The sequence below is a fragment of the Embleya sp. AB8 genome (assembly GCF_049739465.1).
In the GTDB taxonomy this organism is placed as follows: domain Bacteria; phylum Actinomycetota; class Actinomycetes; order Streptomycetales; family Streptomycetaceae; genus Embleya.
Window position 1 is genome coordinate 78,313 of the sequence record NZ_JBMHHY010000010.1, and the last position, 22,864, is coordinate 101,176.

General features: G+C 73.7%; 2 protein-coding genes and 1 pseudogene. All 3 read left to right on the forward strand.

Translation table 11 applies throughout. The features are described 5' to 3' along the window. Positions 1 to 106 precede the first annotated feature (106 nt). Positions 107 to 3,229, forward strand: a complete 3,123-nt coding sequence (locus ABIA38_RS16085) for a type I polyketide synthase (RefSeq protein WP_424639322.1) — start codon at positions 107 to 109, stop codon at positions 3,227 to 3,229. 68 nt (positions 3,230 to 3,297) lie between these two features. Then, positions 3,298 to 12,567, forward strand: a pseudogene (locus tag ABIA38_RS16090) (SDR family NAD(P)-dependent oxidoreductase); the annotation flags it as partial. Between the two features lie 71 nt (positions 12,568 to 12,638). Further along, positions 12,639 to 22,796 carry an SDR family NAD(P)-dependent oxidoreductase gene (locus ABIA38_RS16095; RefSeq protein ID WP_424639492.1) on the forward strand — a complete coding sequence of 3,386 codons (10,158 nt, stop codon included), beginning with the start codon at positions 12,639 to 12,641 and terminating at the stop codon, positions 22,794 to 22,796. Positions 22,797 to 22,864: the final 68 nt, after the last annotated feature.

The window sequence follows — 22,864 nt, forward strand, 5'->3', positions numbered from 1 at the left end:
CATCGGGTTTTCTTGCGCCTCTATCGAGTGACGGTCCATGACGCGACAGGCGAACCCGCCTTAAAGTGGATCGAGAACTCGGCCCACTTTCTCGGGAGTTCACCGGATGACCCGATCGGGCCACCACGTCAGCAATTCCGCGATTGCCATCGTCGGGATGTCCTGCCGGTTGCCCGGCGCGCCGGACCCGGACCGACTGTGGCAGGTCCTCCGGGACGGTCGGGACGAGGTCACCTCGATTCCGGACGACGCCCGCCGGGCCGGGTTCACCGGGCTCGGTGACACCGGGGTCGAGCGGGGCGGATTCCTGGACTGCGTCGACGGATTCGACGAGGCGTTCTTCGGTATCTCGCCCCGGGAGGCGACCGTCGTCGATCCGCGTCAGCGGCTGGCGCTGGAACTCGGCTGGGAGTGCCTGGAGGACGCCGGGATCGTGCCCGCGACGCTGCGCGGCGGCCGAACCGGGGTGTTCCTCGGCGCGGCGGGCGACGACTACGCGCTGCTCACGCACGCCGCAGGCACGTCGTCGATCACCGCGCACACCGTCACCGGCCTCCAGCGCGGCGTGATCGCGAACCGGATCTCCTACACGCTCGGTCTGCGCGGTCCGAGCATGGTGGTCGACACCGCGCAGTCGTCCTCGCTCGTCGCGGTGCACCTGGCCTGCGAGAGCCTACGGTCGAACGATTGCTCGCTCGCCCTGGCGGGCGGCGTGCACCTCAACCTGGCGCCGGAGAGCGCGGTGGCGCTCGCCCGGTTCGGCGCGCTGTCGCCGGACGGCCGCTGCGCGACCTTCGACGAGGCGGCGAACGGCATCGTCCGCGGGGAGGGCGGCGGTCTCGTCGTGCTCAAGCGGTTGGCCGACGCGATTGCCGACGGCGACCGGGTGCGGGCGGTGGTCCTGGGCGGCGCGGTCAACCACGACGGCGCGGGCCCGGCGCTGGCCGCGCCGGACGAGTCGGCGCAGCGCGAGGTGCTGGATCTGGCCTGCGCGCGGGCCGGCGTCGAGCCCGGCGCCGTGCAGTACGTCGAGTTGCACGGCACGGGCACCCCGGTGGGCGACCCGGTCGAGGCCGCCGCCGTGGGCGCGGTCTTCGGCGCGGACCGACCGTGCGACCGGCCGCTGCTCGTGGGATCGGCCAAGACCAACTTCGGCCACCTGGAGGCCGCGGCCGGGATCACCGGTCTGCTCAAGACCGCATTGGCGCTGGAACACGGCGTGGTCCCGGCGAGCCTGCACTTCCGCACGGCGCACCCCACGATCCCGCTGGACGGGCTGAACCTGCGGGTGCCCACCGACAGCCGTCCGTGGCCCGCCGAGGTGGGCCTGCGGTTGGCGGGGGTCAGTGCGTTCGGCGTCGGCGGCACCAACTGCCACCTGGTGCTGGCGGATCGGCCCGAGCCCCTGACGTCCCGGTCCGAATCGGGCGGCGCCGACCGCCACTTCGGGCCGGCGGCCGGGCCCGAGGCATTGGCGTCCCGAACCGAATCGCCGCCCGGTGGGCTGTTGCCGTGGGTGCTGTCCGCGCGATCCGCCGCCGCGTTGCGCGCCCAGGCCGACCGCCTGGCGTGCTTTGTGGACGAACACGCCGAGCTGCTTCCGGCGGACATCGGCCGCTCGTTGGCGGTGACGCGCACGGCGTTCGAGCACCGCGCGGTCGTGCTCGGCCGCGACCGGGCCTCGCTCGTCGCGGGTGTGCGCGAGATCGCCGCAGGCCGGGGCACCACCGGGCGGATGCTCGGGGACCGCCGCCCGGTGTTCGTCTTCCCGGGACAGGGCTCGCACTGGGCGGGCATGGGGCTTGCGCTCGCCGAGGAGTCCGACGTGTTCCGCGAGCGGATCGGGGAGTGCGCCGATGCGCTGTCCGCGGTGGTGCCCTGGTCGCTGTGGGACGCCCTGCGCGGGATCGACGGCGCTCCGCCGCTGAGCCGGTTGGACGTGGCGCAGCCCGCCTTGTGGGCGGTGATGGTGTCGCTCGCCGAGGTGTGGCGCTCGTTCGGCGTCCGGCCCGCCGCGGTCGTGGGCCACTCCCAGGGCGAGGTCGCGGCGGCGTGTGTCACGGGCGCGTTGTCCCTGGGCGACGCCGCCCGCGTCGTGGCATTGCGCAGTCGGGCCCTGGCCGAGCTGTCCGGCGGGGGGATGGCGGCGTTGTCGCTGTCCCGCGCCGGCGCCACCCGGCTGGTCGAGCGGTGGCCGGGTCGGCTCGCCCTCGCCGCCGTCAACGGTCCGCGCTCGGTGGTGGTCACCGGGACGGACGAGGCGATCACCGGCCTGCTGGCCGCCTGCGCCGCGACCGACGTACGCGCCAAGCGGATCGGCGTCCGCTGCGCGGGCCACTCCGCGCAGATCGAGCAGGTGCGGGAACGTATGCTTGCCGAACTGGCCGGGGTCGTCCCCGTGTCGACCGAGGTGCCGTTCTACTCCACCGTGGCGGGCGGTCGGATCGACACCACCGCGTTGACCGCGGACTACTGGTTCCGCAACGCCCGGCAACCGGTGCTGTTCGAGCGGACGGTCCGCTCGTTGCTGGCGGCCGAGCACCATGTGTTCGTGGAGGTCAGCCCGCACCCGGTGCTCACCCCGTCGGTGCAGGACACCATCGACGAGGACGACGTCCGCGCCGTGGTCGTGGGCACCCTTCGCCGCGACCGGGCCGGCCGCGATCAAGTGCTCACCGGCGTCGCCACACTGCACGTCCACGGCGTCGAGCCCGACTGGGACGCGACGTTCGACCCCGAAACGACGCGCGTCGTCCGCCTGCCGGGATACGCCTTCCAACGCCGGCCGCACTGGCTCGGCACCGACCCCGCGCCGCGCGCGGCCATCCCGACCGAGTCGCGGCCCGACCTGCTCGATCTGCCGCCCGGCGAACGCGCGGCGGCCCTGCTGGACCTGGTGCGTGAGCACACGGCCGCCGTACTCGGCTACGACTCCGCCCGATCGGTCGACCCGGTGCGGGATTTCCGCGACCTGGGCTTCGACTCGGCGATGGCCGTGGAACTCGGCCGCCGCCTGCGCGGCGCCGGTGTCCGTGTGTCGGCCACCTCGACCTTCGACCACCCGTCACCCCGGGCCCTCGCCATGTTCCTCGACGCCGAACCGGCGGCTCGCACGCAGGGAGGACATCCCCGGCAGGCGGCGGCGGTCGCGGTCGACCTGTCGACGGCGAGCGACGACGAGCTGTTCCACCTCATCGACCACGAGTTCGGCAAACCCGCGACGTACTGACCACGGGCGGCACTTCCTGCGGCGCGACGGTACAAGGAGGCACGCACGCGATGTCGGACAACGAGAAGCTGCGCGGATATCTGCGTTGGGTGACGGCCGACCTGCAACGCGCTCGTCGGCGGCTTGACGAGTTGGACGGCGGCGCGGACGACCCGGTGGCGGTGGTGGGTATGGCGTGTCGTTTTCCGGGTGGGGTGGAGTCGCCGGAGGGTTTGTGGGATCTGGTGGTGTCCGGTGGTGACGGGGTGGGGGAGTTCCCCGGTGACCGGGGGTGGGATCTGGCGGCCCTGTTCGATCCGGATCCGGATCGGTTGGGGTGTACGTATGCGCGGGCGGGGGGCTTTCTGGACCGTGCCGCGGAGTTCGACGCGGAGTTTTTCGGGGTGAGTCCGCGTGAGGCGTTGGCGATGGATCCGCAGCAGCGGTTGTTGCTGGAGGTGTCGTGGGAGGCGTTGGAGCGGGTGGGGATCGACCCGACGTCGGTGCGCGGCAGCCGAACCGGGGTGTTCGTCGGCGCCTTCTCCCAGTACTACGAATCCCTCCTCCGGGACGAGCCGGAATCCCTCGAAGGGTTCGTCCTGACCGGCAGTGCGGGCAGCGTCGTGTCCGGTCGGGTGTCGTACACGCTCGGTCTGGAGGGGCCGGCGGTGACCGTGGATACGGCGTGTTCGTCGTCGTTGGTGGCGATGCACCTGGCGGGTCGGTCGTTGCGGAGTGGCGAGTGCGATCTGGTACTGGCCGGCGGGGTGACGGTGATGGCGACGCCGTCGACGTTCGTCGAGTTCTCCCGGCAGCGCGGTCTCGCCCCCGACGGCAGGAGCAAGCCGTTCTCCGCTCACGCCGATGGCGCCGGTTTTGCCGAGGGTGTGGGTGTGGTGGTGTTGGAGCGGTTGTCGGATGCGCGTCGCCATGGTCGTCGGGTGTTGGCGGTGGTGCGTGGTTCGGCGGTGAATCAGGATGGGGCGTCGAACGGGTTGACGGCGCCGAATGGTCCGGCGCAACAGCGGGTGATTCGGGCGGCGTTGGCGGATGCCGGGTTGTCCGCTGCGGATGTGGACGTGGTGGAGGCGCACGGTACGGGGACTCGGTTGGGTGATCCGATCGAGGCGCAGGCCCTGTTGGCCACCTACGGGCAACGGGACGGTGCGCCGCTGTGGTTGGGGTCGGTCAAGGCGAACATCGGGCACACCCAGGCCGCCGCCGGCGTGGCCGGCGTGATCAAGATGGTCATGGCGCTGCGGCACGGGGTGGTGCCGAGGTCGCCGCACTGTGAACAGCCGTCGGCCGAGGTGGACTGGTCGACCGGAGCGGTGTCCCTACTGACCGAGAATGTGGCCTGGCCGGCGGGTGATCGACCGCGCCGGGCCGCGGTGTCGTCGTTCGGGATCAGCGGCACCAACGCACACCTCGTCCTCGAAGAGCCGCCGCAGTCGGAGCATCGGCCCGAGGTCGATCCTCCCCGAAATGGGCCGGCGGTGGTGCCGTGGGTGGTTTCCGGGCACGGCGAGGAGGGACTGCGGGCCGCCGCAGGGCGGTTGGCGGCCTTCGCGGCCTCGGCCGGGGACGGGATCCGGCCGGTCGACGTCGCGTGGTCGCTGCTGGGCACCCGCGCCGGGCTGCGGGAGCGCGCGGTGGTGCTGGGCCGGGACCGGGACGACGTGATCGCCGGATTGTCCCGGCTGGCCGCCGGGGAACCCGCCGCGAACGTGGTGCGCGGCACCGCGCACACCGGAGGACTGGTCGGGGTGTTGTCCGGCCAGGGCGGGCTCCGGATCGGCGCGGGATCGTCCGCGTGGCGCGAGAACGCCGACTTCGCCCGCGAGTGGGACGAAGTGCGGGCCGTGGTCGAGGAATTCACCGGCCCGGGCCTGGCGGACGCGCTGTGGTCCGGCCACGGAACGGTGCGGGACCGCTGGGCGCAGCCCGCGCTGTTCGCACTCCAGGTGAGCCTCGGCCGGGTGCTGGCGCGGTGGGGGGTGCGCCCGCGCTGGTGGGTGGGGCACTCGGTCGGCGAGTTCGCCGCCGTGCACCTCGCCGGCGCGATGTCGCTGTCGGACGCGGCCCGGTTGGTGGCCGCCCGCGGCCGAATGATGGCATCGCTGCCCGCCGGCGGCGTCATGGTGGCGGTGCGGGCCGGCGCCGCCGAGGTCGCTGACGACCTGAGCGAGCGGGTCGAGTTGGCGGCGGTGAACGCGCCGGACTGGGTGGTGCTTTCCGGTGACTGCGAACCCGTCACCGCGGTCGCCGAGGCGTGGCGCGGCCGGGGACGCAAGGTGCGGGCGCTCGACGTCGACCACGCGTTCCACTCGTTCCGGATGGACCCGATGCTGGCGGAACTCGCCGCCGCGGCGGGCGCGGTGTCGTGGCGACCGCCGGACACGCTCGTCGTCTCCACGGTGACCGGTCGGCCGCTGACCTTCGCCGAACTCTCGTCCCCTGACCACTGGGTCCGGCACGCCCGGCACACCGTACGGTTCGCCGACGCGATCAGGTGGGTCGCCGACCAGGGCGCGGAGGGATTCCTCGAACTCGGCCCGGACGCGACGCTCAGCCCGTTGGCCCAGCAGTGCCTGCCACCGGACCGGCAGGCCGACGTGCCCTGCGTGCCGGTGCTACGCGCCGACCGGCCCGACCACGAGAGCCTGACGGCCGCGCTGGCCGAACTGCACGTGAACGGCCACCACGTCGACTGGGACGTGTACTTCCGCCCGTTCGGTCCGCAGGCCGTCGAGCTGCCCACCTACCCGTTCCGGCGGCGACGCTACTGGCCGCGGCACGCCGACGAGCCCCGTCGCGCTCCCGCGTCGCCGGCCACCGACGCCCGTGACGAGCCGGTGCCGACCCGTGAGGTGCCACCGAAGCCGGTGTTGCTGGCACTGGTGTGCGACCACGCTGCGGCCGTCCTCGGGCACCGCCCCGGCGACTCCGTCGACGGGCGCGGCACGTTCCGGGACCTCGGGTTCGACTCGTTGACCGGCGTGCGCTTCAGCCGGCAGCTGAGCCGGGCGTTGGGGTGCACCCTGCCCGCCACCCTGATCTTCGACCATCCCACACCACAGGACCTCGTCGAGCACCTGCACGGCCGGCTCATCGCCGCGGAGCCGGAATACGAGGGCAACGCCCGGCACGACGAAGACCCGATCGTCGTGGTCGGGTTGGGGTGCCGCTTCCCGGGCGGGATCGAGTCGCCGGAGGGCCTGTGGGACCTCGCGGTGTCCGGCGGCGACGGGATCGTACCCTTCCCGCGCGACCGCGGTTGGGACGTCGACGCGTTGTTCGACCCGGAACCCGGCCGGCCGGGTAGCACCTACGTCCGGGCCGGGGGATTTCTGGCCGCTGCCGCGGAGTTCGACGCGGAGTTCTTCGGGGTGAGTCCGCGTGAGGCGTTGGCGATGGATCCGCAGCAGAGGTTGTTGTTGGAGGTGTCGTGGGAGGCGTTGGAGCGGGCGGGGATCGACCCGACGTCGGTGCGCGGCAGCCGAACCGGCGTGTTCACCGGCATCGTCTACCACGACTACGCCACGCGCTGCGGAACGATCCCGGACCACGTCGCCGGCTACGTCCTGACCGGTGGCGCGGCCAGCGTCGCCTCCGGCCGGGTCGCCTACACCCTCGGTCTGGAGGGGCCGGCGATCACCGTGGACACGGCCTGTTCGTCGTCGCTGGTGGCAATGCACCTGGCCGTGCGGTCGTTGCGCGACGGGGAAACCGACCTCGCCCTCGCCGGCGGCGCGACCGTCATGCCGACACCCCTGTCCTTCGTCGAGTTCAGCCGCCAGCGCGGTCTTGCCCCGGACGGTCGGTGCAAGCCGTTCTCGGCGGCGGCGGACGGGACGGCGTGGGGTGAAGGTGTGGGTGTGGTGGCGTTGGAGCGGTTGTCCGACGCGCGTCGCCATGGTCGTCGGGTGTTGGCGGTGGTGCGGGGTTCGGCGGTGAATCAGGACGGCGCGTCGAACGGGCTGACCGCGCCGAACGGTCCGTCGCAACAGCGGGTGATTCGGGCGGCGTTGGCGGATGCCGGGTTGTCCGCTGCGGACGTCGATGTGGTGGAGGCGCACGGTACGGGGACCCGGTTGGGTGATCCGATCGAGGCGCAGGCCCTGTTGGCCACGTACGGGCAGCGGGACGGTGCGCCGCTGTGGTTGGGGTCGGTCAAGGCGAACATCGGGCACACCCAGGCCGCCGCGGGGGTGGCCGGCGTGGTGAAGATGGTCATGGCGATGCGGCAGGGGGTGGTGCCGCAGTCGCTGCACTGCGAGCAGCCGTCGGCCGAGGTGGACTGGACGGCGGGCTCGGTGGCACTGCCGGTCGGGAACGTCGACTGGCCGTCGACCGGTCGGCCGCGCCGGGCCGCGGTGTCGTCGTTCGGCATGAGCGGCACCAACGCGCACCTGATCCTCGAACAGCCCGACGACGGACCGATTCCCGACCGCGCGGACCGCTCGCCGGGCGTGTTGCCGTGGGTGGTGTCGGGGCGTTCCGCGGCGGGTCTGCGGGCGGTGGCCGAGCGGATGGCGGCGCACGTGTCCGCGCACCCGGACGTGTCGCCCGCCGACCTCGGGTGGTCGCTGGCCCGAGGGCGCGCGGGATTGGAACACCGGGCGGTCGTGCTGGGCGCCGACCGCGCCGAGTTGCTGGCCGGGTTGTCCTCGCTGGCCGAGCCGCCGGATCCGACCGACGGGCCGCCGGTGGTGTCCGGCGTCCTGGACGGGTCCGCCGCGGGCGGTGTGGTGTTGGTGTTCCCGGGTCAGGGCGGGCAGTGGGCGGGGATGGCCCAGACCTTGCTCGCGTCGTCGGAGGTGTTCGCGAGGCGCTGGGACGAATGCCGGGAGGCGTTGTCGGCCTGGGTGTCGTGGTCGTTGTCCGAGGTGGTGGACGACGAGGGTGCGCTGTCGCGGGTGGATGTGGTGCAGCCGGTGTTGTGGGCGGTGATGGTCTCGTTGGCGGAGGTGTGGCGGTCGTGGGGTGTGGAGCCGGTCGCGGTGATCGGTCATTCCCAGGGTGAGATCGCCGCTGCGTGTGTTGCGGGTGTCCTGTCGTTGGGGGACGGGGCGCGGGTGGTGGCGGTGCGCTCGCGGTTGTTGGCCGGGTTGGCGGGGCGCGGTGGGATGGTGGCGGTGTCGGCGCCGGTGGAGGTGGTGCGCGCCGAGTTGGCGCGGTGGGGCGGCCGGTTGTCGGTGGCCGCGGTGAACGGGCCCGCCTCGGTGGTGGTTTCCGGTGCGGCGCAGGCGCTGGGGGAGGCGGTCGAGCACTGGGAGCGGTCGGGGGTGCGGGTCAAGCGTGTCCCGGTGGACTACGCGTCGCACACCGATCATGTGGACGCGGTCCGGGAGGAGTTGCTCGCCGAGCTCGCGGGGATCACGCCGGTCGAGAGTGATGTCGTGTGCTACTCGGGTCTGTTCGGTGGGTCGGTTCGTGGTGGTGGGTTGGATGCCGACTACTGGTTTCGGAATCTGCGGGAGCCGGTGTTGTTCGCCGATGCCGTGCAGGCGGCGTCCGCCGCCGGACACCGGACCTTCGTCGAGGTCGGTCCGCACCCGGTGCTCGTGCCGGCGATGCAGGAGGTGCTCGACGGGCGCGACGCGCTGGTCCTGGGCTCGTTGCGGCGGGGCAAGGACGGCCTTCTCCGGTTGTTGACCTCGCTGTCCGAGTTGTATGTGCGGGGGCACACGGTGGACTGGGCGGCGGTGTTCCGCCCGCACGCCCCACGCGTGGTGGACCTGCCGACGTACCCGTTCTCCCGCCGGCACTTCTGGCTCGACGCACCTGCGACGGCGGACGTGGCGTCGGTGGGGCTGGAGCCGGTGGAACACCCGGTGCTGGGAGCGGTGATCGGTGTGCCGGACGAGGACGGGTGGGTGTTCAGCGGTCGGTTGTCCGCGCGCGACCAGCCATGGCTGCCCGATCATGCGGTGCACGGGGTCACGCTGTTCCCGGGCACCGGGTTCGTCGAACTCGTGTCGTTCGTCGGTGCGCGGGTCGAGCTGCCCATGATCACCGAACTCGCCCTGCACACGCCGCTGGTGATCCCGGTGGACGGGGCGGTCGCCGTACGGGTGCGGGTCGGGGCCGAGCAGGACGGCTCCCGGACCGTGACGGTGCACTCCCGGCCGGAGCACGCCGGACCGCACTGGACGCGGCACGCCACCGCCACCCTCGGCCGGCCGGCCGACCACACCGACCTCCCGGCGGTGCCGGCACCGGTGCCGGCGATCGATGTCGACCGCTGGTACGAGGACTTGGCCGCCAAGGGCTACGGCTACGGCACGGCCTTCCGCACGGTACGCGGTCTGCTCCGGACCGGCGCGGACACCGTCGTCGAAGCGACGTCGCCGCACGACGCCGGCGCGTTCGGCGTGCACCCCGCGCTGCTCGATGCCGCGCTCCAGGTCGTGGCGGCCGACACCGACGAGGTGCGGTTGCCGTTCGGCTGGCGAGGCGTGTCGCTGGCACCGGCTCGCAGTCCGGAAATCCGGGTGCGGATCCACCGGCTCGGGCCGGACGAGGTGTCGCTGACCGGCGTCGACGCCACCGGTGCCGTGGTCCTGTCCGTGGCCTCCCTGGTGTTCCGCACCGCCGACCGCGCGCTGCTCGGCGCACCACGCGACGGCCTCCACCGGGTGCGGTGGACGCCCGTCGAGACGCCGCGGCACGAGGTCGCCTGGGCCGAGTACGAGGAGGGCTCGGCCGCCGACGTCGCGGTCCTGCGCTGCGGCCTGGCCGGCTCGACGTCCGTGGCGCAGGACGTGCACACCGAGGTCCGCCGGGTGTTGGCGGTGCTGAAGACCTGGCTCGGTGACCGGCCCGCCGGAACCAGGCTGGTGCTCCGGACCCGCGGCGCCGTCGACGCGGCCGAAGGTGACGAGGTCACCGACCTCGCGGCGGCCGCCGTATGGGGTCTGACGCGTTCGGCGCAAGCGGAGAACCCCGGCCGCCTCACGCTGGTCGACCTGGACGACGACCCGGCGTCGACCGCGGTGCTGGCCGCCGCGCTCACCACCGGAGAGTCCCAGTTCGCCGTCCGGCGCGGGCAGGTGCTCGTCCCGGCGCTGGTCGACACGCCCCCGCAACCCGTGCCCACCGCGGGCCAGTACCTCGACGTCGAGCGCAGGGGCGACCTCGACAGCCTCGTCTGGCGGGACACGTGCGAATCCGAGGCCCTCGAACCCGGGCAGGTGCTCGTCGAAGTCCGGGCCACCGGCCTGAACTTCCGAGACGTCCTCAACACCCTCGGCCTCTACCCGGGGCCGAACCTCCCGCTCGGCCTCGAAGGCGCGGGTGTCGTGGTCGAGGTCGGCCCCGGCGTCACCCACGTCGCGCCCGGCGACCGAGTGCTGGGGCTGTTCCGGCGCGCATTCGGCCCGACCACCGTCACCGACCACCGGCTGCTCGCCCCGATGCCCGACAGTTGGTCGTTCGTCCACGCGGCGAGCGTGCCCGTGGTATTCCTGACCGCCTACCACGGGCTGCGCAACGTTGCCGGGCTCCGGCGGGGCGAGTCGGTGCTCGTACACGCGGCGGCCGGCGGCGTCGGCATGGCCGCCGTGCAACTCGCCCGACACTGGGGCGCGCGGGTGTATGCGACCGCCAGTCCCGACAAATGGCCCAGCCTGCGCGCGCTCGGGCTCGACGACCGACACCTCGCGTCCTCGCGTACCACCGAGTTCGAACAACGGTTCCGCGCGGCCGGCGGCATCGACGTCGTCCTGAACTCGTTGACCGGCGAATTCACCGACGCCTCGCTGCGCCTGCTGGCGCCGGGCGGTCGTGTGGTGGAAATCGGCAAGACGGACATCAGGGACCCGGAGCAGGTGGCCGCGGCGCACCGAGGCGCCGCCTACCACCCGTTCGACCTCGGCGAGGTGGACCCCGACCTGGTACGGCGGATGCTCCTCGACATCCTGGAACTGTTCGAGCGTGGTGCGCTGCGGCCACTGCCCGTACGGTGCTGGGACGTGCGGCAGGCGAGCACCGCGTTTCGGCACCTCAGCCGCGCCCGGCACGTGGGCAAGGTCGTACTGACCTCGCCCCGACGGTGGGACCCTGCAGGCACCCTCCTGGTCACCGGTGGCCTCGGCGTGCTGGGAGGTCTGCTCGCGCGGCACCTCGTGGACACCTGGGGTGTACGTCACGTGGTGTTGCTCGGACGTCGCGGTGGTCCCAACGCGGTGGCCGAGGAACTCACCGCGCGGGGCGTGTCGGTGCGGATGGTCCGGTGCGACGTGGCCGACCGGGAGGCGCTGCGTGCGGTCGTCGAGGCAATCCCCACCCTGCGGGGCGTGGTGCACGCGGCGGGTGTGCTGCGCGATGGCGTCCTCGGGTCGCTCACCGAGGACCAGGTCGCGCAGGTGTTGCGCCCCAAGGTGGACGGCGCGTGGCACCTGCACGAGTTGACCGCGGGCCTGGACCTGTCGGCGTTCGTGCTGTTCTCCTCGGCCGCCGGCGTGCTCGGCGGGCAGGGTCAGGCGAACTACGCGGCGGCCAACGCGTTTCTGGACGCGCTGGCCCAGTTCCGCGCGGCACGGGGGCTGCCCGCGACCTCGCTGGCGTGGGGGCTCTGGCAACTCGACAGCGGGCTCACCGCGCACCTCGGCGCCGCCGACCGCGCCCGGATGAGCCGATCCGGTGTCCTCCCGCTGCGCACCGACGAGGGGTTCGCGCTGTTCGACGCCGCCGTGGCCACCGGGCGCCCCGCCCTGGTCCCGACCCGCTGGAACATCGCGGCGCTGGCCCGGCAGGCCGACGGCGGCGTGCTCCCGGCGCTGCTGCGCGGCCTCGTCGGCGCGCCCGGGAACGGGGCCGCCCCGGACCGGCCGCGGCCGGACCTCGGCGAACGGCTCGCGGCACTGTCCGAAGCGGAACGGCAGGACACGCTGCTCGAGGTGGTACGGCAACATGCCGCATCCGTGCTCGGCCACCCGTCGGTGGAAGTCGTCGACCCGCACCGGGCGTTCAAGGAGCTCGGATTCGACTCGCTGGTGGCAGTCGAGTTCCGCAACCGGCTCAACTCCGCGACCGGGCTGTCCCTGCCCGTTACCGTCGCGTTCGACCACCCCACCCTCGCCGCGCTCGCCGCCGAACTGGGCACGCACTTCGCCCCGGCGGAACCGGCGCCCCGGGCGTCCGCCCTGGACGAGGTCGAGCGCCTGGTTCGGGGCGTCGGCGACCTGGTGCCCCGGGACGCGGGCGAACGAGCCGAGATCGTGCTGCGCCTCGAAGGTTTGCTGGTCCGGTGGAAGTCGTCGGACGACGAGGTGGCGCAGGACCTGTCCGCCGCCAGCGACGAAGAGATCTTCGCCTTCATCCGCCAGGAATTCGGCAAACCGTCCGACCGGTGACGGTGCGCTCACGCTGAGAGGGGCTCGCGCCGCGTATGGCCGAGATCGAGGAACTACGGAACTACCTGCGTTTGGTCACCACCGACCTACGCCGCACCCGGCAACGGCTCGCCGAGGTCCGGTCGGCCGACCACGACCCGGTGGCTGTGGTGGGTATGGCGTGTCGTTTTCCGGGTGGGGTGGAGTCGCCGGAGGGTTTGTGGGATCTGGTGGTGTCGGGTGGTGACGGGGTGGGGGAGTTCCCCGGTGACCGGGGGTGGGATCTGGCGGCCCTGTTCGATCCGGATCCGGATCGGTTGGGGTGTACGTATGCGCGGGCGGGCGGATTCCTGGACCGTGCCGCGGAGTTCGACGCGGAGTTTTTCGGGGTGAGTCCGCGTGAGGCGTTGGCGATGGATCCGCAGCAGCGGTTGTTGCTGGAGGTGTCGTGGGAGGCGTTGGAGCGGGCCGGGATCGACCCGACGTCGGTGCGCGGCAGCCGAACCGGGGTGTTCACCGGCAGCAACGGCCAGGACTACCTGCGCCTGTTGCTGAACTCCACCGCCGATGCCGCCGGTTACCTCGGCGTCGGTACGGCGGGCAGCGTCGTGTCGGGTCGGGTGTCCTACGTCCTCGGACTGGAGGGCCCCGCGGTCACGCTGGACACCGCCTGCTCGTCGTCGCTGGTGGCGATGCACCTGGCGGGCCGGTCGTTGCGCGCGGGAGAGTGCGACCTGGCCCTGGCCGGCGGGGCGACCGTGATGGCGACGCCGGACACCTTCGTGGAGTTCAGCCGGCAGCGCGCGCTGTCTCCGGACGGTCGGTGCAAGCCGTTCTCGGCGGCGGCGGACGGGACGGCGTGGGGCGAGGGCGTCGGTGTGGTGGTGTTGGAGCGGTTGTCCGACGCGCGCCGCAATGGCCATCGGGTGTTGGCGGTGGTGCGTGGTTCGGCGGTGAACCAGGACGGGGCGTCGAATGGTCTGACGGCGCCGAACGGCCCCGCGCAGCAGCGGGTGATCCGGGCCGCGCTGAAGGACGCCGGACTGTCCACCGCGGACGTCGACGTAGTCGAGGCGCATGGTACGGGGACCCGGTTGGGTGATCCGATCGAGGCGCAGGCGTTGTTGGCCACGTACGGGCAGCGAGATGGTGCGCCGTTGTGGCTGGGGTCGGTGAAGTCGAACATCGGGCACACCCAGGCCGCCGCCGGGATCGCCGGTGTGATCAAGATGGTCATGGCGCTGCGGCACGGCGTGTTCCCGAGGTCGCTGCACGGCGAACAGCCGTCGCCCGAGGTGGACTGGTCGACGGGTGCGGTGTCCCTGTTGGCGGAGAACGTGGCCTGGCCGGCCGGCGACCGACCGCGCCGGGCCGCGGTGTCGTCGTTCGGGATCAGCGGCACCAACGCACACCTCGTGCTGGAAGAAGAGGAGAGCCGCCGAGAGCCCATCGTGGATGATCGATGGTCCGGTCTGGTTCCCCTGGCGGTATCCGGTCGCTCCGCCGAGGGCCTGCGGGTGCTCGCGCAGCGTTTGGCCGGTGCCGTGACCGCGTTGCCGTCCGACGTCCGACCCGTGGATGTGGCCTGGTCCCTGGCGAATTCCAGGGCCGGGCACGTGCACCGGGCGGTGGTGTTGGGTCGTGATCGCGGCGACCTTGTGCAGGGGTTGTCCCGGTTGGCGCGGGACGAATCCACCTCGACCGTACCGACCGGAACGGCGCGTGGCGGCGCGCTCGTCGGCGTCCTGTCCGGGCAGGGTGGGCTTCGGGTCGGTGCCGGCCGGGAACTGTGCCGTGAGATGCCCGAGTTCGCCCGGCACTGGGCGGCGGCGCGGTCGGCCGTCGAGGAGGTCACCGGCCCCGGTCTGGAGCGGGCGCTGTGGTCCGGCGACCCGAACGCCGTGGTGGAGACGGGGTGGGGCCAGCCGGGGTTGTTCGCGCTCCAGGTCGCGTTGGGCAGGCTGTTGGCCGAGTGGGGCGTCCGACCCCGTTGGTGGGTGGGGCACTCCGTCGGCGAGTTCGCCGCCGTGTGCCTCGCCGGAGCGGTGTCACTGGCGGATGCCGCTCGGCTGACCGCGGTGCGCGGGGCCTTGATGCGGGCGTTGCCCGCAGGAGGGGCGATGATCGCGGTCCAGGCGACCGAGACCGAGGTGATCGGCTTCGACGGGGTGGAGCCTGCGGCGGTCAACAGCCCCCGCTGGGTGGTGCTGTCCGGGGACGCGGACGCCGTGGCGCGGGCCGCCGAGGTGTGGCGCGGACGCGGCAGGCGGGTGCGCCCGCTGCCGGTGGACCACGCGTTCCACTCCCGCCGGGTGGAGCCGATGCTCGCGGAATTCGCCGCCGCGGTCGCCGCCGTGCGGTGGCGGGAACCGGAGGGCACCGTCGTCTCGACCGTCACGGGCCGTCCGCTGACCCTCGCGCAGGTGTCGTCCCCGGCGTACTGGACACGGCACGCCCGCGACGCGGTGCGCTTCGCGGACGCGGTCGAGTGGGTGGCCGGTCGGGGCGCGACCACCTTCGTCGAACTCGGCGCGAACGCGGTCCTGACCCCGATGGTGCGGGACTGCGTGGGGCGGGACGGGCCCCCGTGCGTCCCGGTGTTGCGGGACCGCCACGCCGAACCCGACGCGCTGACCACGGCCCTGGCGACCCTGCACACCCACGGACACCCGGTCGATTGGGACGCCCGCTTCCGGCCGCACCGGCCGCGGCTCGTCGACCTGCCCACCCACCCCTTCCGGCGCCGGCGGTACTGGCCGCAGCCCGCCGCCCGGTCGGGAGCGGGTTCGGTGTCCACGGGTCACCCGCTGCTCGATACGGCGGTGATCCTGGCCGAGCCGGGCACGGTCGTGTACACCGGGGAACTGTCCACCCGAACCCACCCGTGGCTCGCCGACCACGTGGTCCGCGGCTCGGTGTTGTTCCCCGGTACCGGTTTCCTGGAACTCGCGCTCCGGGCCGGGCAGGAGGTCCGCGCGACCACCGTCGCGGAGTTGACCGTCGACGCACCGCTCGTGCTGCCCCACGAGGGCCGCGTCGAGGTTCAGGTGGTGGTCGGCGACCCGGACGAGAACGGCCGGCGGGCCGTGGGCGTGCACGCCCGCCCCCGGGACACGATCGCCTGGACCCGGCACGCGAGTGGTGTCCTGACCCTCGACCACGGGCCCGCCGCGGCCGATCCGTGTCGGCCGCCGCGCGACGCGGAACCGGTGCCCGTGGACGACCTCTACGACCGACTCGCCGCCGCCGGGTTCGACTACGGCGACACGTTCCGCGGCACGACCTCGGTGTGGCGGCACGGTGCCGAGTTGTTTGCCGAGGTGGCCCTGCCCGCATCGGCCTGCCCGGGCGCCGCGGCGTTCACGGTGCACCCGGCGCTCCTCGACGCCGCGCTGCACCCGCTGGCCCTGGGCCGGTTCGGTGCCGGTGGCGAGCCCGGGAGGATGCCGTTCGCCTGGCGCGACGTCACCTGGCAGGCCACCGGGGCCACGGAGTTGCACGTGCGATTGGCTCCCGCCGGGCCCGACGCCGTATCGATCGCCGTGGCCGACGGCGCGGGCCGCCCGGTGGCCACGGTCGGTGCGCTGGTGTTGCGGCCGGTTCCCGACGGGCCACTCCCGGTCCGTACCGACGTGCACCGCGTGCGGTGGGAACAACTCCCGGCGGGCGCCGCCCCCGCAGCACGCCCGCCGGACTTGGCCGACCTCCTCGCCGACCCGGCCGCACCGGTCCCCGAAGTCGTGGTCGTCTCCGTGCCCACGGGCCCCGCGTCGGCCGACACCGTGCGAACCGTGTGCCGGTGGGCGTTGTCGACGGTGCGAACCTGGTTGGCCGAGCCGCGGTTCGCGTACTCCCGGCTCGTGCTGCGTACCAACGGCGCGGTGGCCGTGCGGGACGGCGAGGTGCCGGATCCCGCGCAGGCGGCCGTGTGGGGACTGGTTCGCGCCGCCCGCCTCGAAGCTCCCGGACGGCTCTGCCTGGTGGACGGGCCGGTCGTCCCGGCGTCGGACGTGCCCGAGGCCGCAGTGCGGGACGGTGTGGTGCTGGCGCCGCGCCTCGTGCGGGCCGAGGTCGTCGGCGAGGTGGACTGGGATCCGGCGGGCACGCTGCTCGTCACCGGGGCCGCCGGGGCACTCGGCCGGCTGGTCGCCGAGCACGTGGTCGACGCCTGGGGAGTGCGGCACCTGGTGCTGCTCGGTCGGCGCGGTGTCGACGGCGAGTGGGTTCGGGCACTGGCGGCGCGGTGCGGGTCGGTGCGGACCGCCGCCGTGGACGTGGCGGACCGTACCGCGCTGCGCGACCTGGTCGAGGCGATCCCGGCCGAACGGCCGCTGCGCGGTGTGTTGCACGCCGCAGGTGTGCTGCGGGACGGCGTGGTCGGCAGCCTCACCGACGAGCACCTGGACGAGGTGTTGCGCCCCAAGGTGGACGGCGCGTGGCACCTGCACGAGCTGACCGCGGGCCTGGACCTGTCGGTGTTCGTGCTGTTCTCCTCCGTCGCCGGACTCGTGGGCAGCCCGGGCCAGGCCAACTACGCCGCCGCGAACGCCGCGCTGGACGCGTTGGCACAGGTTCGGCGAGCGGCCGGACTCGCGGGCCAGTCGTTGGTGTGGGGTCCGTGGGACGGCGTGGGCATGACGGCCGAAGGCGGGCGGGCGGACCGGCATCGCGGTGCCCGGCTCGGGTTGCGCCCCTTCTCCGCTGCGCAGGGCATGGCGGCGTTCGAGGCCGCCGTCCGCTCCCGGCTGCCGGTCCCGGTCGCGGCCCGCCTCGGATCCGATGTGCCGGGCGATCCCGCGCAGTTGTCGCGAGGTCTCGGTGCCCCGCGTCCGCGACGCCCCACGGTGGACCGGCGCCAGGACGTGCTGCTCGACCTCGTCCGGCGCTCGGCGGCGGACGTGCTCGGCCACCACTCCCGCGACGCCGTGGACCCCTCGCGCGGCTTCCTGGACCTGGGTTTCGACTCGCTCACCGCGGTCGAACTGCGGAACCGGCTGGCCGACGCGACCGGCACGGTCCTGCCCGCCACGCTGGTCTTCGACCACCCGACACCCGCCGCGCTGGCCCGTCACCTGAGCACCGACGAGCCGGACCCGGTCGAACCGGTCGTGGCCGTCGACGGCGATCCCGTGGTCATCGTGGGCATGGCGTGCCGGTTCCCCGGCGCGGTGGCGTCCGCGCAGGACCTGTGGGACCTGGTGGTATCCGGCCGGGAGGGCCGGACGGCGCCACCGCGTGATCGCGGCTGGGACCTGACCACGTTTCCGTTGACCGCCGGCGGGTTCCTCGACCGGGCGGGGGAGTTCGACGCGGAGTTCTTCGGGGTGAGTCCGCGTGAGGCTTCGGCGATGGACCCGCAGCAGCGGTTGATGCTGGAAACCTCGTGGGAGGCGGTCGAACAGGCCGGGATCGACCCCTCCTCCCTGCGCGGCCGCGAGGTCGGGGTGTTCGCGGGGGTGATGTACCAGGACTACGGGAGCCGGTTGTCGGGGCGGATCCCCGACGGGTTCGAGGGGTACGTCGGCAGCGGCAGCGCGGGCAGCGTCGTGTCGGGCCGGGTGGCGTACGTACTGGGTCTGGCGGGGCCCGCCGTCACGGTGGACACCGCGTGTTCGTCGTCGCTGGTGGCGATGCACCTGGCGGGCCAGGCGTTGCGGGCGGGCGAGTGCGAGTTGGCGCTGGCCGGCGGGGTGACGGTGATGGCGACGCCGTCGACGTTCACCGAGTTCGCCCGGCAGGGTGGCTTGGCCGCCGACGGCCGGTGCAAGCCGTTCGCGGCCGGCGCGGACGGCGTCGGTTGGGGCGAGGGTGTGGGTGTGGTGGTGTTGGAGCGGTGGTCCGACGCCCGCCGCAACGGTCATCGGGTGTTGGCGGTGGTGCGCGGTTCGGCGGTGAACCAGGACGGCGCGTCGACGGGGTTGACCGCCCCGAACGGCCCCTCGCAACAACGGGTGATCCGCCGCGCGCTGGCCCGCGCCGGGATCGCTCCGGACCAGGTGGACGTGGTCGAGGCGCACGGCACGGGGACTCGGTTGGGCGATCCCATCGAGGCGCAGGCGTTGCTGGCCACGTACGGGCAACGCGCCGCCGCTCCGGTGTGGTTGGGGTCGGTGAAGTCGAACATCGGGCACACGCAGGCCGCTGCGGGGGTGGCCGGCGTGCTGAAGATGGTCATGGCGATGCGGCACGGCGTGCTGCCGAAGTCGCTGCACAGCGAGGAACCCACGCCCGAGGTGGACTGGTCCTCGGGCTCGGCGGCGCTGCTGACCGCGAATGTGGCCTGGCCGGCGGGCGGGCGGGCGCGGCGGGCGGCGGTGTCGTCGTTCGGGATCAGTGGCACCAACGCCCACCTCGTCCTGGAGGAGCCGCCGACCGAGGAGCCCGCGCCGATCCGGGACGAACCGTCCGGACTGGTCGTGCCGTGGGTCGTGTCGGCCCGGTCCGCCGCCGATCTGGCCGTGGTGGCGGGGCGGTTGGCGGACGTCGCCGCGGCTCCGGTGGACGTCGGCTGGTCGTTGGCGTGCACCCGGGCCGCGCTGCCGCATCGGGCGGTGCTGTTGGGCACGTCGGCCGGTGAACTGCTGGACGGTGTGGCCGCGTTGGCGGCCGGCGAACGGCCGGCGGACCTGGTCACCGCAACCGCGCGCCCGGGTGCCCTGGTGGCCGTGCTGTCCGGTCAGGGCGGTCTACGGATCGGCGCGGGGCGCGAACTATACCGGGAGTGCCCGGAGTTCGCGCGCGAATGGGACGTGGTGCGGCCGGTGGTCGAGGAGTTCACCGGGCCGGGACTGGAGCACGCGCTGTGGGCCGGATCCGCCGGCACGGTCACCACCACCTCGTGGGCTCAGCCCGCCCTGTTCGCCCTCCAGATGTCGCTGAGCCGGGTCCTGTCCGGGTGGGGTGTCCGGCCGCGGTGGTGGATCGGCCACTCGGTCGGCGAGTTCGCCGCGGCCTGCGCGGCCGGGGCACTGTCGTTGCGCGACGCCGCGCGTCTGGTGGCCGCCCGAGGCGCGCTGATGGGCGAGTTGCCCGCAGGCGGGACCATGGTCTCGGTGCGGGCGAGCGCGGCCGAGGTCGCCGCGACCCTGGTCGACGGGGTCGAGGTGGCGGCCGTCAACAGCCCGGGGTGGGTGGTGCTCTCCGGTGGTGCCGACGCGGTTTCCCGGGTCGCCGAGGTGTGGCGCGGCCGAGGTCGCCGCGTCCGACCGCTACAGGTCGGCCACGCGTTCCACTCCTCGCACGTGGAACCGGTGCTCGACCGGCTCGCCGAACTGGTGGCGCAGGTGTCCTGGCAACGGCCCGAGTCGGACGTCGTCTCCACGGTGACCGGAGGGCCGGTCGGATACGAGGAGTTGTCGTCACCGGAGCACTGGATCCGGCACGCTCGACAGCCGGTGCGGTTCGCCGACGCGGTGGGGTGGGTTGCCGCGCGGGGGGTGACCGGCTACCTCGAACTGGGACCCGACGCCGCGCTGAGCCCGTTGGTGCGGGATTGCCTGGGTGACCGCGACATGCCGTGCGTGCCCGTATTGCGCGCGGACCGGCCCGAACCGCGCACGCTCGTCACTGCGCTGGCCCGGTTGCATGCGCACGGGCACGACGTCGACTGGGACGCGTACTTCCGCCCGCACACGCCGCGGCCCGTCGGCCTGCCGACGTACCCGTTCCGGCGCAGGCATTTCTGGCTGCACCCCACCGCGGGCTCCGACGTGGTGACGGCCGGTCTGGAGCCGACGGGGCACCCGCTGCTGACCGCGGCGGTGCACCTGCCGGACGAGGACGGCTGGGTGTTCACCGGTCGGCTCTCCCCGGCCGACCAGCCGTGGCTGGCCGAGCACGCCGTGCACGGCGTCGTGGTGTTCCCCGGCACCGGGTTCGTGGAGCTGGCGGCGTGCGTGGCGCAACGGCTCGGCGCCGGCGAGGTCGAGGAGTTGACCCTGTCCGAACCGCTGCCCGTCCCGGCGGACGGCGTGGCACTGCGGGTTCGCGTCGGCGCGCCGGACGAGTCCGGCCGGCGACCGGTGGCGGTGCACGCCCGGCCGGCGACCGCGCCCGACTGGACCCGGCACGCCACCGGGGTGTTGTCCGGTCCCGGCGACCCGGACCGTTTCCCCGCCGACTCGCCCCCCTGGCCGTCCGGACCGCCCGACCTCGACCTGGCACGGGTCGAGGACATGCTGACCGCGGCCGGGTTCCGCTACGGCGACGCGTTCCGCGGCCTGCGCGCCGGCCGGCTGGACGGCGAGTCCGTCCTGGTGGAGGCCGAACTGCCCGAGCAGGTGGACGGCACCGGGTTCGTCCTGCACCCCGCGCTGCTGGACGCGGTGCTGCACGGCGTCACCGGGTGTCCGGGTATCGCGGCCGCCGGGTTGCCCTTCGCGTGGCGCGGCGTGTGGACGGCCGGCCGGGGCACGACGACCGTGCGGGTCCGGATCACCCGCCGGACGCCGACCGAGGTCGCGCTCGCGGGTTACGACGAGACCGGCGCGCCGCGGTTCGCCGTGGAGTCGCTGACCTTCCGCGCACGGGCGCACGACCCACTGCACCGGGTCCGCTGGCGACCGGCGGACCGAGTGGTCACCGCCGGACGACCGGACGTCGTGGTGCCCGGCGCGGTCGACTTCCCGCAGGCGCCGACCGTGGTCGTCGCCTGCGACGACGGATCCGACCTCGGTCCGGACGTGGTCGCGGCAACGCATCAACTGGCCCGCCGCGTGCTCCGCACGATCCAGGCGTGGCTCGCCTCCCCCGCGCCGGCGTCCCGCCTGGTGGTGCGGACCAGGGGAGCGATCCGGGTGGCCGACGGGGACGACGTCGCGGACCTCGCCGCGGCGGCGGTGCACGGCCTGGTGCGGTCGGTGCAGGCCGAATACCCCGACCGCGTGGTGCTGGTCGACAGCGACGACGGGAGCATCCCCGACGGTGGCGAACCCGTCGCCGCGGTGCGTGCGGGCCGCGTGTGGGTACCGCGGGTGGCGCCGACCGCAGGCGCGGACCGGCCGACCTGGGACCCGGCCGGCACCTTGCTGATCACCGGTGGCTCCGGCGCGATCGGCGCCCTGGTGGCGCGGCACGCCGTCGAGGTGTGGGGCGTGCGCCACCTGGTGCTGCTCGGCCGGACCTCCCCGCCGGTCGACGAACTGCTCGCGCGGGGCGCGTCGGTGCGCGTGGTCCGGTGCGACGTGTCGGATGGGGAGGCGCTGCGCGAGGTGGTCGAGGGCCTCCCCGCCCTGCGCGGTGTCGTACACGCCGCCGGCGTGCTGCGGGACCGCCTGGTCGAGGGCCTGACGGCCGAACACCTGGCCGAGGTGTTGCGGCCCAAGGTGGACGGCGCGTGGCACCTGCACGAGCTGACCGCGGACCTCGACCTGTCGGTGTTCGCGGTGTTCTCCTCGGCCGCCGGGGTGCTGGGCGGCCCCGGTCAGGCGAATTACGCGGCGGCGAACGCATTCCTCGACGGCCTGGCCGAATTCCGCCGCGCCCGGGGTTTGCCCGCGACTTCCCTGGCCTGGGGACTCTGGGACCTGGACGAGGGGATGGCCGCGCGCCTGGGCGACGCCGACCGGCGGCGGATCGCACGCTCGGGGATGATCCCGCTGGATCGCGGCTCGGCCCTGCGGTCGCTCGACGCGGCACTGCATGGGGAGCACCCCGTGGTGCTGCCGGTGCGCCTGGACGCGGCCCGGTTGCGCGAACGCGCACGGGCCGGTGACCTGCCCGCGTTGTGGCGCGACCTCGTTCCGGTCCGGCCCCAGGCTCCGGCGCGCGCGGCGGGTCTGCGGGAGCGGTTGGCCGGGCGATCGCGACAGCAGCGGTTCACCGCGGTGCTGGCCACCGTGCGCGCGGAGGTCGCCGCGGTGCTCGGCCACGCCTCCACCGACCCGGTGCCCGCGGACCGGGTACTGACCGAAGCCGGGCTCGACTCGCTGATGGCGGTGGACCTGCGCAACCGGCTCGTCGCGCTGACCGGGGTGCGGCTGCCCGCCACGGCCGTCTTCGATCACCCCACACCCGGCGGCCTGGCCGAGCACATCACCGACGCGTGGGACCCGGTGGGCGAACCGGTCGACGCGTTCGCCGAGTTCACCCGGATCGTCGCCGACCTGCGCGCCGACCCCGACACCCGAGCGGGGCTTACGGCCCGCCTGCGCGTGCTGCTGGCCGACCCGCCCGACGACGCGGACGCCTCGGAGCGGATCCGGTCGGCCACCGACGACGAACTCCTCGCCTTCATCGACAACGAACTCTGAGCCCGCTCGGCTGCGCGAAGGACCACGGAGGTCAACACACATGGCGGACGACAGCACGCTGCGCGACT

What these genes read in the sequence shown, in the direction of transcription:
- ABIA38_RS16085 (WP_424639322.1), top strand. Translation starts at nt 107, where the DNA reads ATGACCCGATCGGGCCACCACGTCAGCAATTCCGCGATTGCCATCGTC.